Below are 14,303 nucleotides of genomic sequence, written 5' to 3'. Positions count from 1 at the left end.
ATTGTTTTATGTGCTTCACTGTACTGAAAAAAATATTCACAAATTTCAATAGGTTTGGTATGATTAAATTCGACAAGTTAATAGAGGCCGGAGATATTTGAGAAAAGCCATAAATTTATTTAGGGATACAGGAGTGTATTCTAAATAATTTATGGCTTTTTTTATTGAATGAATCGTACAAAATAGAGAGTTACATATGAAAAGGAGGACTATAGGAATTAAATAGGATAATACTAGTTATCTATATTAATAATATAGATAAAGTATATTTGTAAGATTGGAATTTTAATATAGGTCTATAAAAATAATGAAAGTGTGTCTTCTATTTCGTGTAAATCTCATTAGCTTGTTGAAATTTGCAACGTAGGAAGGGTTAGAAGGATGAGAAAGATTATTAGCGTTTTAGTTATTTTCTTTATGACGGGAAGTATCTTTGTTGGGGGAGCTGTTCATGCGAAAGCAGAAGGGAAGCATGAATGGAATACGAATAAGTTTTTAAATATTGCACATCGCGGAGCAAGTGGACATGCACCTGAGCATACTTTTGCTTCTTATGATTTAGTGAAAAAAATGAAAGCGGATTATTTAGAGTTAGATATTCAATTAACAAAGGATGGCCAATTAATTGCAATGCATGATACAGCAGTTGATCGCACTACAAATGGAACAGGCGAAGTACGTGATAAAACGTTAAGCGAAATAAAGAGTTTAGATGCAGGAACGTGGTTTAATAAAGCGTATCCAGAAAAGGCTAAGCAAGAGTATGTTGGGCAAAAAGTTCCGACTCTTGAAGAAATCTTCCAAAAGTATGGAAGAAGCATGAAGTATTACATTGAAACAAAATCACCAGATGTGTATCCAGGAATGGAAGAGAAATTGTTAGCATTGTTAAATAAATATAATTTAGTAGGTCAAAACATGTCATCTAGCCGTGTTATGATTCAATCATTTAGTAAAGATAGTTTGAAAAAGATTCATAGTATGAATGAAAATATTCCGTTAGTTCAATTGCTTTGGTATTATCCAAATGAAAACAATGAAATTGTTGAATGGTCTGGCATTACACATGAACCGAAAAGTGTAACGAATGATGATTTTCAAGAAATTAAAAAGTATGCAGCTGGTATTGGACCAAACTTACGTAATGATAACGGAGAACTAATTATTGATGAATCATATATGAAAATAGCTAGGAAAAATGGACTGTTAATTCATCCTTATACAATTAATGAGAAACCAGATATGAGACTGTTAATCAAATGGGGTGCTACAGGAATGTTTACAAATTATCCGGATCGATTACATAGTGTATTGAAGGGGAAATAAGTGAAAAAGGGTATACCAGTGTTTTAGGTACACCCTTTTTAATTTAACTCCCCGATAAACAGAATCTCTTTTTCGTAGCATTCATCTTCATCATAAATAATTTCTTGAAAGCGAAGCGTTTCGAAGGAATGACAAACTGGAATTTCTAATTTCTCCCAAAAATCAATTTCATTTGAAAGAAGAATCCATTTTTGAAATTCACTATTTCTATTAAAAAAATTATGAAAGTAGTCCTCATTTTTAAATATAATGATTTGCGAACCCCACAAATTATTTATAGAAATTAAAACAACAACTCGATATGTATGTGTATCGCTCGGTTTCATATTTATTAAATGATTTGCTTGATTTAATAAGGTTTGAATACATAATCGCTTTACTTTTCTAGGTGTTTTACGAGAGTCGATAAAAGTTTGCGAAACTGGCAATAGCATATTCCAATATTCATCGTTATAGAAAATAGAAGGGAACGTTTTTGTATGTTCCTCAATTCGCTTTATTAAAGTGTTTGTTTTTCGTTTCATACCACGTATTTTCTTTTCACGCATTGTGAGTCATCTCCATAAATTTTTGTAATGCAGCAGAGTGATATATATCTTTTCTAGTAATAAAAGTAGTAGGAACTTTTTTGAAGCTATTTGGTAAAGGGTTGAATGATATGTCATGTTTATGATCATTTAAAATAGACTTCATCATAATTGCTATGCCCATACCTGATTTTACACATGCGAGTATCGCCTCAATTGTTCCGAACTCTAATACTCGCTTAGGTGAAATTCCTTCTTCTTGAAGCCAATCTTCTAATAAATTTCTATAATAGCACCCGCGACTAAATGCAAGTAAATTCATGTCTCCGATGTCTTTAAAGGAAGATAAAGGATTTTTGCTAATGAGAACTAATTCTTCTTCACGAAATATATTTGTATGAAGTTCAGTATGCTGAGTAGAGCCAGCTATAAACGCTCCGTCCAGTTTTCGTTCTAATACAAGCCTAATCAATTGTTCCGTCGTATTTGATTCTAAAATCAATTCGACTTTTGGGTATTTCTCATAATAGGCTGTTAATATAGATGGAAGTCTTACAGCGGTTGTAGATTCTGTACATCCAATTTTTAAAGTGCCTCTTGGTTCGATCCCATTACTTTGAACTGCTTTAACAGATTGATCTATTAAGTGGATAATTTGTTTGGCGTATGTTAATAAAATCTCACCGTTAGAAGTTAAAGTTACACCTTTTCCGTTTCGGTAAAATAAAGGCACACCTAATTCGTTTTCTAGTTGTTTCATACGCATTGTTACGCCAGACTGTACATAGTTTAAATTTTTCGCTGCGTGAGATATGTTTTTTTCTTTCGCAACTTCGTAAAATACAGTTAAATCTTTTATATCCAAGTATCATCCCTCCATAAAAGGTATCATTTTTTTTGATGGATTACATAATAAATCTTTATTTTATATGATATCAGAACTTTCATACAATGAAAGGGGGATGGAGGGATTATTGTGTTAATGGAAGAAAGGGTGAATAGTACTTATAAGTGGGTTATGTTAATTTTTGCGACAGTTGCTCAAACAACAGCGACACTTATAACGTATGGTGTTGGAGCGTTTGCATTATTTTGGAAAGAAGAATATGCACTTACGAATACGGAGAGTGGATTGCTAGTAAGTGTTGTAAATATAGGACCGCTATTTTGTATGCTTTTTGTCGGGCGGCTACTTGATCAATACAATGAAAAGTTGTTAATTTCGATAAGCTCATTTTTACTAGGAGGTTCATTTTTACTGACTAATATGGTCAATGAATTTAATGGGTTACTCTTTGTACTTTTATTAGTAGGAACGTTTTATAGTGTTTCGCAGCCAGGAGGAAGTAAGGTGATAATAAAGTGGTTCCCAAAAGAAAATCGCGGGTTAGCAATGGGGATTAGACAAGCTGGTATACCGATTGGTGGCACGTTAGCGGGAGTTTTGATCCCGTTTCTTACAATAAAATATAATATGGCTTATGCGGTAAATAGTATTGCATGCATTTGTATAATTGGAGGGTTTTTATTTTTTATATTTTATAAGGAACCATATATTCAAGAGAAAGTTAAACAAGAACGTATTAAACTTTCTTTTTGGATGCAGTTAAAAGAAGTGATGTGTAAAAAAGAGTTGTATGCAATTTATATAACTGGCATTTGTATGATTTCATTGCAAATGGTGTTAGTTGCACACTTTATAAAATTTTTAGTATTGGAACAATCAATCACGCCAATTTTAGCTGGAAAAGTATTTTCCGTTATGTTCTTTTCTGGAATGGTTGGTAGGGTTATATTAGCAGCTACTAGTGATTTGTTTTATAAGGGAAATCGGCGCACCCCTTTATTTATAACTGTTTGTATTTCTATTCTCTTCATTCTAATATTAGTAATGAGCATACATACAATAACGAATGTATTGTATGGTGTAAGTGCATTGTTAGGGTTCTTTTCGATTGGATGGTTTAGTCTTTTTATAACTGAAGTTGCAGAATCAGCAAGTGAAGAATCGGTAGGGATGACAGTGAGTTTTGCACTTACATTAAATCAAATTTCCATTATTGTTGCACCTGCTTTATTTGGTTATATTGTAGATAAGAAGGGATATACGTATGCGTGGTTATGCATAGTTGTATTACTAACTATTTCAGCGGTTAGCTTATATAGGAATTATAGAAAATAAAGGAATGTTAGCAATGTAAATTTTTTGTGAAGAAAGTCTAAAGAAATGTTGAATGAGCGACATTTCTTTTTTTATTTGTTGTATAATCAAAATGTAAATGAGATTCGTTTTCAATTTCGTTCATTACCTCTTTTGAAATTACCTGTAATTTTAGCCATAATTAGCTGTTTTTCTTTATCGTTATTTGCATGATTTATTTTATTTAAAAATTTTTCAGCATCATTTCCTTTTAATATCATAATTTGTTTTCCGTAATATTCAATTAATACCATGTTGTTTTTTGTTATCCGATAATGAAACATCTTATCATCTAAACGGTTGCGTTTATCGGTGTTTTTCATATTACATCTCCATTCTTTTTAGTATGTAACAAATGTTACAAAAGAATTTGAAATTATAGTGTAATGCATCCGATTGTATGTTGGAAATTTTGCTAGAAAGAAATACAATAGAGAGTAGTCAAAATTGAAAATGAGAAAAAGGAATCTAGTTTTAACATAGTGAATATTAAATAATATTATAATATACTTGATAATTAAAAGATATAAAATAGAATGGATGTACGTTAAGTGAAACTAGATAAAAGAGGGTTCCTAGTATGTTAAAGAAATGGTTAATCGTTTTCTTTATTTTTGCTGTTTTTTGTGGAAGTGTTGTTACACTAATACATGCAAATAAAGGAAAAAAATATGATGTAAAGGCATTTTTAAATGTAAATAGTAAGCAAAAAGATGTTAAGCAGGAAGTTGATGCGAATGCGAAAAAGCGTTATGAAATTGCAGCTGGAAAACTAGATCAGTACTTAAAAGATAAAGGATTTAATGGGAGTGTTCTTGTAGCAAGTAAAGATCATGTCATTTTACGAAAAGGGTACGGTTATGCGAATGTGAAAGATCAAGTATTAACAACTCCAAGAACGAAATATCGCATTGGGTCTATTACGAAAACAGTTGTTGCAATATCTATTATGCAACTAAAAGAAAAAGGGAAGTTGAACATTGAAGACAATGTAAATAAATATATCCCATCGTTTCCGGCAGATAAAAACATTACGTTACGAAATTTGTTAACACATACGTCTGGATTACCAGAACAGGGACAAGGTAGTGTTGACGCAGCATCACGGTTAAAATTAGTAACGTGGATTGGGGCACAAACGTTACAATTTCCAGCAGGGACAGGATGGAAATATACAGATTATAATTATATGGTGCTTGCATATATTGTAGAAAAAATATCGAATAAACCACTTGCTGAATATGTGAAAGAAAATATTTTGACTCCTGTTGAAATGCATGAATCTGGAATGGGCGCAACACTTCCAGAGGATATTTTCTTAGCAGAAGGGTATACGAAAAAAGATAATAAGTTAATAGCCACGCCTCGCTTAAAAATGAACTGGCTGTATGGTTGTGGTGAAATGTATACGACTGTTGAAGATATGAAAAAGTTAGATGAAGCTATTATGGATGGTAAACTACTTTCTAAACAAAGTGTATCAGATATGTTTTCTGCATCACCTGCAAGAAAATATGGATTTAGTTTCTATATTTACCCAGATTATTATCATAACCACGGTGTATTAGCTGGCTGGAACACTTTTAATAATTTTAACTGGGATAAACGAACGTTTGTCATATTATTTTCTAACGTCCAAAATGGTATGAATGATGCATTTAATCAAGAATTTAGGAAAATGGCGAATGATTTAATAGAAGGAAAATAATTATAAAAAATCGGTATTGATATGTAATTATCAATACCGATTTTTTTATTTTGTAAAGTTTTACTTACTGCCCACAAATAGCGGGATAAATAGGTAAGAAAGGTGATTGGCATTTGAATAAACCAAAATAGGTAGTTAAATGCTAAGTAATGTAAAGAATAATTGGTAATTTTTACATTGATAAAAAAGCTTGAGCTTCACACTATGTGAAGCTTTACATTATTGGAGACAAGAACAGGAGGTTGAAAAAATGAAAAAAGTAATAAAGTTTTGTTTAATAGCTACATTATCTACAACGATTATTAGTGGATGCTCTTTTGAGGGTAACAATGAAAATGTTAAAGGGAAAGAAGGAGAAAAAGTAGAGGTACAGAAAAATGCTGGGAAATATACGATGCCAGATGAAAAAGATAAACATGAAGGTACATGGCTGCAATGGCCACATGAATACACATATGGTGAAGAGTATAAGCAGGAAGTTGAACCTATTTGGGTTAAGATGGCAAGTGCTTTAACTGAGGGAGAGAAAGTCCACATTGTTGCATATGACCAGGAAGAAAAGAAGAGAATCAATAAGCTTTTAACAGATGAAGGGTTAAATATGGAGAAGATTGATTTCTTTATCGCGCCTACTGATGATGTATGGGCAAGAGATAGTGGACCGATTTTTGTTTATGACAATAATAAAAATTTAAAAATATTAGACCCGGCATTTAATGGATGGGGAAAGAAAACGCCTTACAAAAATGATGCTCGAATACGAGAGAATGTCAGTAAACAATCAGGAATTGAAAGAATTGATTGGGGGAAATTTGTCCTTGAAGGTGGTGCAATTGAGTTAGACAGCAATGGAACTGCTTTATTAACTCGAAGTGCAGTAACGAATAAAAATAGAAATCCTAATTTATCAGAAAAGGAAATTGAAAAATATATAAGTGACCTTGGGGTATCAAACTTTATTTGGTTAGACGGAGTACCTAATTTAGATATTACGGACTTTCATATTGATGGATTTGCTAAATTCCATAATAACTCTACCATTGTAACGATGAAAGAAGATGACCTAGCCGAATGGGGTTTATCTAATAAAGATATGAATACATTGTTAGATGCCAAAAATGCTTCAGGACAGAAATATAAGTATGAATACTTGCCGCTTAGTAAAGAAAAAGTTGCTTTAGAAAATGGAAAAACTCTCGATTATAAGGGATCGTATATCAATTATTATATTGGGAATACAGTTGTATTAGTGCCTAATTATAATGATCCGAATGATAAAATCGCAAACGATACGATTCAGAAGTTATACCCGGATCGTAAAGTAGTTGGCATTGATGTGAGAGAGCTTTATAAAAATGGTGGCATGATTCATTGTGTGACACAACAACAACCAATTGCATTGAAGTAATTAATTGTAATTTCGTTGTGCTGCTATATAGACAAAATAGGTGAAATCTTATCTTTACCTATTTTGTCGTTCCTTATTATTTGTAAAAATAAAAATTAAATATAATGATAATTGAATTGTAGTGTATGTTCGCTTTTCGTTTTATATGGTAAAGGAGAAAAATGTTTGTGTTAAAGAATTTTAAAATAGTGTTTTCGTATTTCCCTATCGTTTTACAGTACATTTTAAATGTAGCTTTAATTTGCTTAGGGGTTGTTCTAAGTGTATTTCTTATGAAAGAAGTCATTCAGTTTATACAAGAACTGAAATTGGATGGTAATGAATCTAGTTATCATTTAATTGATAGTATCGTCGTATTCTTTTTGTACTTTGAATTCATCGTAATGATTATAAAGTATTTTCAAATGAATTTTCATTTTCCATTACGATATTTTATATATATAGGTATAACAGCTATTGTGCGTCTCATCATTATAGATCACGATAGTCCGTTAGATTTATTGTTATATGCCTGTGCAATCTTTGTATTAATTAGTGCGTTGTTCATTGCGAATTCTAAAATGATGCGTCGGGATTTAGAATAGTGAACATTTGTTGTTGAATTAAATAAGATATTTTATCTTTTTGCAAAAAAGGAGTAACGGTATTGAAAGAAATAATCTTAACCAGCCTCATAATGATAGGGTTTATGATTCTATTATTTAATTGTATACTTTCGTGATTTAAAAGAATAAAAGGTTAATAGAGAAAGAGGTTTTTGTAAATATGGTTCATTACAATAATCAAAATAGTTTACATTTATAAGTTTTGCATTCATAGGTATTGAAGCAATAGGGGTTGAAATTGAAGATCCCTTTGGTCAGGATCCAAATGATCTTCCGCTAGAAGGAATTTGTATAGGAGTAGAAGCGCATTTAGTGAATTTATATAATCAAAACGATCTATTAGAAGTAATGGGTTTGAATCGTGATAAAAAAATCATTTAATCATTTATTGTTGTTTTAAAATAGGTTATTTAAAAAACTTGTCAAGAGTCAATTTAAGGCTTAACGTCAGCTTTATATTTTTTATATAAATATATAATATTTCTCCATGCTATAATCCATTCATGAAATATACGCGGTTCATGAGTTGTAATGAAAAGAGAAATGAATTGAGGAATAGTTGGCTTTGTGAAATCAGTTATGTAACTACTATTAAAAAGCGAGGTAAATAATATGGAACAAAAACATAATGGGATTATTTTTACTGCAATACCAGACGAATCGAATGAATATTATCAACCATTTTATGAAGACTTGATTTACTTTAATGAATGTTTAAATGAAAAGAAATCAATGGCAGATCAACTTATATCTTTATCTGTTGAAGAACAAGACTTTCATACGAGCTGTTTTGAGTATGATGATATTTGGCTAAGAGATGTTGCACCGGTTGCCACAAATCATCTAGTTAAATTTAAATATCGACCAAATTATTTGCCAGATGATCAAGGGCGATATTTAGATCAACAATTTAATAAATGGTTGAAAAAGAATGACTTTGAATATGTAAAATCTCCATTAATATTAGATGGTGGTAATCTTATTTGGAATAAAAAAGATACTGTAATATTAACAGAACGCATATTTGATGATAACGATGATTGGACAGAAGAGGAAATTATTGAGCAGTTAGAATGGGATTTAGATGTGAGCCGAGTTATTATTATTCCTGCTGAAGAAGGGGATGTACTAGCACACGCAGACGGAATGGTTAAATTTATTGATGAACATACAATGTTTATTAGTGATTTTTTAGGGGATCATGAATTTAGATATAGTGTTCAAGAGATTATTCAAGAACAAATGCCAGAAGCTGCATTTATAGTTGTTCCTTCATCGTATACAGAGAAAGGACAATATGATCAAGAGATAGCATCGGCAAAAGGATTGTATATAAATATGTTAGAATCATGTGATGCTCTGTATGTTCCTAAGTTTGGACTAGCTAAAGACGAGGAAGTTTTACGATATATTCAACAGTATACGGAGAAACAAGTTATTCAAATTCATGTAGGAGAAATATCAACAATGGGAGGCGCGATGAATTGTTTAACGTGGTATTGTCCAAGTCATTTGTTACCTTCGAAAATAAGAAGATTGAAAAATCAGAATGAAGATTTTTCAATGAAGAAGATTTTTGATTGGTTTTAATAAATAAGTAATGAAAAGAAAATGTATTCAAGGAGTATTGATATGTATACCATCGCTGAGTTTTCTCGGATTTGTAAAATGAGTACGCGGATGTTAAGACATTATGACAAAGAGGAGATATTAAAACCGGCATATGTGAATCCGGTTAATGGGTATAGGTATTATGAACAAGGACAGCTGGAAGTAGCGTTGAAAATCAAAAAGCTAAGGGAGTATAAATTTCCTCTTCCAAAAATTAAAATTGTTTTGCAGTCATCGGATCAAGATTCGTTTGTTCAACATATACAATCACAAATTATCGAGTTGTCTCAGGAAGTGAAGCAAAATTTACAGGTTATTTCAGAAATGAATGAAATGGTAAAGGTGAATAGTAGTCTAAATACTGCTCGTCATAGAAATTACGATATATTAATGGGAATGAGGAATGAAGTAACGATAATTATTCAAAGAGTAAAAATAGATATGGATGATATGGATGATTATTTTTATGACTTATATGAAGAGGTACAAAAAAATAATTTTCAAATAGTCGGTTCACCATCTGCAGTCTTTTATGATGAAGAATATATTCCAAGTAACAGTGATATTGAATTAAGAATCCCGGTTATGCAGGGGAATGATGAAGACGTAGCACAAGAGTATGAAATGAAAAAACTAAGTCCACATCAAATCGTTACTACTATGCATTATGGAAGTTACGACTATATTGGTTACGCTTATATAGCGTTAGAAGAATGGGTTGAAAAAAATGGGTGTGTAATAGTTAATTCGCCATATGAGGTTTATATAAAGGGGCCTGAATGTGATTGTTTAGCAGAAGAGTATGTGACACAAATTTGTTTTTTAGTTACGAAAATAGAATGAGAATAAGGATTGACATTAATATTATGTCAATCCTTATTCTATGTACGAAAGCAATTTATCATAATAAAAAGGCGAAATAAAGAGTCACCTTATAAAGTTGCTACAAGTAAATGAAGATATTCCTGTTGACCTTAACACGATGTCAAAGTATAGACTGTACGTACATTCATATAAGGGGTGAACACGTATGAGAAATATAGAAAATAGTTTGTTTTATATGCCTGCGGAATGGGAGAAACATGAAGGTACATGGCTGCAATGGCCTCATGATAAAGCTCATAGAGGTGAAGGTTACAGAGCTAAGCTAGATGATATTTGGGTAACGATGGCAAAGGAGCTTCATTACGGAGAAATTGTGCATATTGTTGTATATGATGAGGAAGAAAAAGTACATGTCCAATCGAAGTTAATGGAAGCGAAAGTGGATATGGATAAAATTGATTTCTTAGTTCAAGAGACGGATGATGTGTGGATAAGAGATAATGGACCGATCTTTGTAAAAGATAAGGAAGGCAATCTCTGCTTAACACACTGGGTTTTTAATGGTTGGGGAGATAAATATCCGTATGAAAATGATGCTGTTATTCCGGCAAAAATAAGTGAGATGTATAGTATTCCAAAAGTTAAATCTAGTGTCTGTCTAGAAGGTGGAGGAATAGAGATAAACGGAAATGGAACCTTAATGGCGGCAAAAACTTCTATTATAAATGAAAATCGAAACCCTACACTAAGTCAGGAAGAGATTGAAATGGAGTTAACGAAGTATTTGGGGGTAACGAATTTTATATGGATAACTGGTATTCGTGGTGAGGATAATTATGATGAAGATACGGATTACCATATTGATGGCGCAGCACGTTTTGTAAATGAAAATACAATTCTTTATGAATATGATCCTTTCGGGGAGAGTGAATCCTACCTTTTGGAGGCGTACGAAAAGCATTATCAAGAATTGAGACAAGCAAGAAATATAGATGGAAAACCATTTCAGCTTATACCAGTACCGGTGACAAGAAAAGCTGTAAAAGAAGCAGATTGTAAGGGCTCATATTTAAACTTTTATATTGGAAATGAGGTTGTATTGGTTCCTATATATGGCGATGAGCATGACAAGTTAGCGCTTCAAATTATTGAAGGGCAGTTTCCGGGAAGAAGAATTGTCGGCATTTATGTAAATGAGCTGTTTGCGTATGGTGGCATGATTCACTGTGTGACGCAGCAACATTTAGCATAAAGTAACCGAAATGAAAAAAGCATGCAGAGTATATACTCTGCATGCTTTTTATAATGCTGAAAACTCCTCAACAAGTTGAGTGAATTGTTTCAATGCACTTTCAATCGGTTCTGGCGTAGTTAAATCAACACCAGCTTTTTTCAATAAGTTTAGTGGATAGTCAGAACTTCCGCCTTTAAGGAATTCAATATAATGTTTTTGAGCATTTGGATCGCCGCTTAATAGTTTATCAGCGATTTGAATGGCAGATGCGAATCCAGTTGCATATTTGTATACGTAAAACGGGCGATAGAAATGAGGGATTCTAGCCCATCCGTATTTTACTTCTTCATCAAATACAAGTGAATCACCGTTATATTCTTTAAATAGCTTTTCATAAATTTCACTGAAGACTTGGGCATTTAATGGTTTACCTTGCTCAGCCATTTCATGTGTGATTTTTTCAAATTCTGCAAACATGATTTGTGTAAAGAAAGTACCTTTAAATTTCTCAATAAAATGGTTAACTAAATGGTTACGCACGTTCGTTTCTTTTGCTTCTTTTAATAAATAGTGAATTAATAACACTTCATTTACTGTAGAAGCGACTTCTGCCACAAAGATAGAATAATGTGCAGAAATTCTTGGTTGGTATCCATGTGAATAGTGCGTATGCATACCGTGCCCGCATTCATGAGTAAGAGTGAACAGGCTATTTAAATCATCGTGATGATTTAAAAGAATGAAAGGATGAACACCGTATACACCAAAGTTATAAGCACCAGAACGTTTTCCTGGTGTTTCTCTTACGTCTATATATCGTTTATCTTTAAAACTTTTTAATGTCTCAATATATTCTTCTCCTAAAGGAGCTAGTGATGCAATCATAATGTCAAATGCTTCACTATATGGGATGTCTTGTTTTGCACCTTCTACTAAATCGATGCCTAAGTCGTATTGTCTTAGTTTATCTACGTTTAATTTTTCTTTTCGAATTTCATTGTATGTATGTAATGTTTGAATGTTTTTTTTCGTTGTATCAATAAGGTTTTCATATACTTCTTTCGGAACCATATCGCCAAATAATGATTTCTCTAGCGCTGATGGATAGTTTCTTAGCTTCGAAACAGTAACATTATTTTTAATAGCAGCGGATAAAGTAGATGCGATGGAATTCTTTAACTGAACATATGGTTTGTAATATGCTTTATAAGCTTCTTTACGCTTTTCACGATTCGTATCTTCTATTAACTTTGCATACATTCCGCGTGTTAAGTTCACTTTTTCTCCATCGTCAGTCGTCACTTCACCAAATAATATATCTGCATTGTTTAACATACCAAATGTGTGCTGTGGAGAAGAAAGAGCTTCACCCATCTGTGATAAAATTGCTTCTTGGTCCTTATTCAATACGTGTTTTTTATAACGATATAATTCAAATAAGTCTTCTTTATAATATTGTAAGCCTTCTGTTTCTTCTATGTAAGAATGTAATGTGCTTTCGTCTATGCTAAGTAAGAAGGGGGAAAAGAAAGATTTAGCTGCACTTACTTTCACGTGTAATTGTGATACTTTATCGACAAGAGATTGCGCGTCAGTATCGCGTGTATCAAGGTCAGATTGTAATCGTGCATAAGCGAACATTAAAGATATTATGCTAGAAATTTCTTCACTCTTCGTTAAATAAGCTAATAAACTATTGCCATCGTGAATATTGCCATTAAACTCGTGTAATTCCTTCGTTAATACTTCAATTTTATGAAAATCACTTTCCCAATCTTCAATTGTATGGTAAATGTCTGTTAAATCCCATTTTTCTATATCAGCTACTTGTAATCGATCTTTAAGTTCTGTCATAATCATTTCCTTTCTAAACATGTAGTTATATTTCTATATAACTATGAAATACAACAAATTGCAAAAAATCCCTGCTGAAAATTGAAAAGCCTTGCTAAAATAACAAGGCTTACATACTTATAGTGTAATTCCAAATTTTGAATGTAAAAGGTTTGTAAATTGCATGTCTGTAACGGTTTCTTTCGTTTTTTTACCATTTTTCGCTACTGTAAGGCTATCTTTCGTTAAAGAGGCATGCCCATCTTCAGTTAGTTTTACAATAAGAGGTAGTTTATTAAAGGGTGACCCTTCATGTTCAACGATAATTTTTTGTGCTGTATTTGCTTTTTCTTCATCCACTTCTTCTATATAAAATGCATAGCCTAACGTCCAATCATCAGCAGAAGATTGATCCAAGAACTCATTGTTTTTCCGCATCTCTAAAATGTAGTTTCCCTTTTCGGTCATTTCTTTACGAATACGATAATCTCCTGTAACAGAGTGAATGACTTCACCTGAGAAAGGGACAGGGGCAAGAGGTAAGTATGATCCGAATCCTACTTCAATTAAATAAAGTTCATTATGATGTGTTAAAACGGTTGCAATATGGCCAGAATCAACAGCCCATATGGAGTTTGTAGCGTTATAAACTGTTCCTGAAACGAGATGAACATCGAATCCAGAATCTTTCAAGAAGTAATACATAGTAGGATTGAGTTCATAACAAAGACCGCCACGGTTATTTACTAAAATTTTCTCTTTCAAATTTTCTTTTGATATTTCTTTAAAATTCTTTTCGAGAATATTTAAGTTTTCAAAAGGAACAGTTTGTGCCATTGCGTACATAATGTTAGATAAATCTTCAAATGAAACTGTGTCTTTTTCTTCTATATATAATCGTACGAAAAATTGTTTTTGAAAGTCTGTCATAGAAATCCCTCCGTTATGTTTTTATAGGTAAATTGTAAACAATCTTGAATAGGATGTGAAATTAAAACTACGTTGAATATTTGAAGTGAGATTAAA

Annotated in this window: 13 protein-coding genes and 1 pseudogene; 9 read left to right on the top strand and 5 right to left on the bottom strand. The window is 32.1% G+C overall.

Annotation, left to right across the window (positions count from 1 at the left end; translation table 11 throughout):
• The first annotated feature begins 381 nt into the window (after window positions 1-381).
• Window positions 382-1,326, top strand: a complete 945-nt coding sequence (locus BCG9842_RS16990) for a glycerophosphodiester phosphodiesterase (RefSeq protein WP_001226361.1) — start codon at window positions 382-384, stop codon at window positions 1,324-1,326.
• Between the two features lie 38 nt (window positions 1,327-1,364).
• Here BCG9842_RS16990 and BCG9842_RS16985 read toward each other — a convergent pair whose 3' ends face one another.
• Both BCG9842_RS16985 and BCG9842_RS16980 read right to left on the bottom strand, forming a co-directional pair.
• On the bottom strand, window positions 1,365-1,874 hold the full coding sequence (locus BCG9842_RS16985; protein ID WP_001208325.1) for a DUF3916 domain-containing protein: 510 nt from the start codon (window positions 1,872-1,874) through the stop codon (window positions 1,365-1,367).
• Window positions 1,867-2,718, bottom strand: coding sequence for a LysR family transcriptional regulator (locus BCG9842_RS16980; RefSeq protein ID WP_000351677.1), 852 nt, complete (start codon window positions 2,716-2,718; stop codon window positions 1,867-1,869). Before BCG9842_RS16980 ends, BCG9842_RS16985 begins: the two co-directional genes overlap by 8 nt.
• A 117-nt stretch (window positions 2,719-2,835) precedes the next feature.
• On the opposite strand from BCG9842_RS16980, the gene BCG9842_RS16975 reads away from it, so the two are divergent.
• Window positions 2,836-4,035 carry an MFS transporter gene (locus BCG9842_RS16975; protein ID WP_015945864.1) on the top strand — a complete coding sequence of 400 codons (1,200 nt, stop codon included), beginning with the start codon at window positions 2,836-2,838 and terminating at the stop codon, window positions 4,033-4,035.
• 110 nt (window positions 4,036-4,145) lie between these two features.
• Here the strand turns inward: BCG9842_RS16975 and BCG9842_RS16970 are convergent, their stop codons facing one another.
• Window positions 4,146-4,376, bottom strand: a complete 231-nt coding sequence (locus tag BCG9842_RS16970; RefSeq protein WP_000798793.1) for a hypothetical protein — start codon at window positions 4,374-4,376, stop codon at window positions 4,146-4,148.
• Window positions 4,377-4,633: 257 nt separating this feature from the next.
• On the opposite strand from BCG9842_RS16970, the gene BCG9842_RS16965 reads away from it, so the two are divergent.
• From BCG9842_RS16965 to BCG9842_RS16940, 7 genes and pseudogenes are all read left to right on the top strand, one after another.
• Window positions 4,634-5,761, top strand: a complete 1,128-nt coding sequence (locus BCG9842_RS16965) for a serine hydrolase domain-containing protein (RefSeq protein WP_000915206.1) — start codon at window positions 4,634-4,636, stop codon at window positions 5,759-5,761.
• 250 nt (window positions 5,762-6,011) lie between these two features.
• Entirely contained in the window at window positions 6,012-7,169 is a 1,158-nt protein-coding gene (locus tag BCG9842_RS16960; protein WP_000755771.1) for an agmatine deiminase family protein, read from the top strand.
• A gap of 167 nt (window positions 7,170-7,336) precedes the next feature.
• Complete coding sequence (gene psiE / locus BCG9842_RS16955; protein WP_000916570.1) at window positions 7,337-7,753, top strand: phosphate-starvation-inducible protein PsiE; 417 nt, start codon at window positions 7,337-7,339, stop codon at window positions 7,751-7,753.
• Window positions 7,754-7,963: 210 nt separating this feature from the next.
• Window positions 7,964-8,155: pseudogene (locus tag BCG9842_RS30145) on the top strand (bestrophin family protein); the annotation flags it as partial.
• A gap of 231 nt (window positions 8,156-8,386) precedes the next feature.
• Window positions 8,387-9,364 carry an agmatine deiminase family protein gene (locus BCG9842_RS16950; RefSeq protein WP_000435525.1) on the top strand — a complete coding sequence of 326 codons (978 nt, stop codon included), beginning with the start codon at window positions 8,387-8,389 and terminating at the stop codon, window positions 9,362-9,364.
• Window positions 9,365-9,406: 42 nt separating this feature from the next.
• Window positions 9,407-10,228 carry a MerR family transcriptional regulator gene (locus tag BCG9842_RS16945; RefSeq protein ID WP_000287988.1) on the top strand — a complete coding sequence of 274 codons (822 nt, stop codon included), beginning with the start codon at window positions 9,407-9,409 and terminating at the stop codon, window positions 10,226-10,228.
• Between the two features lie 187 nt (window positions 10,229-10,415).
• Window positions 10,416-11,462, top strand: a complete 1,047-nt coding sequence (locus BCG9842_RS16940) for an agmatine deiminase family protein (protein WP_001244188.1) — start codon at window positions 10,416-10,418, stop codon at window positions 11,460-11,462.
• A 48-nt stretch (window positions 11,463-11,510) separates the two neighbouring features.
• Here BCG9842_RS16940 and pepF read toward each other — a convergent pair whose 3' ends face one another.
• On the bottom strand, window positions 11,511-13,298 hold the full coding sequence (pepF, locus tag BCG9842_RS16935; RefSeq protein ID WP_000137536.1) for an oligoendopeptidase F: 1,788 nt from the start codon (window positions 13,296-13,298) through the stop codon (window positions 11,511-11,513).
• 117 nt (window positions 13,299-13,415) lie between these two features.
• Window positions 13,416-14,207, bottom strand: a complete 792-nt coding sequence (locus tag BCG9842_RS16930) for an arylamine N-acetyltransferase family protein (protein ID WP_000129232.1) — start codon at window positions 14,205-14,207, stop codon at window positions 13,416-13,418.
• Window positions 14,208-14,303 lie beyond the last annotated feature (96 nt).

The organism is Bacillus cereus G9842 (genome assembly GCF_000021305.1).
GTDB classification, from domain to species: domain Bacteria; phylum Bacillota; class Bacilli; order Bacillales; family Bacillaceae_G; genus Bacillus_A; species Bacillus_A thuringiensis_S.
The sequence above is the reverse complement of the archived record's forward strand: the minus strand, read 5'-3'. Positions and strand labels throughout refer to the sequence as shown.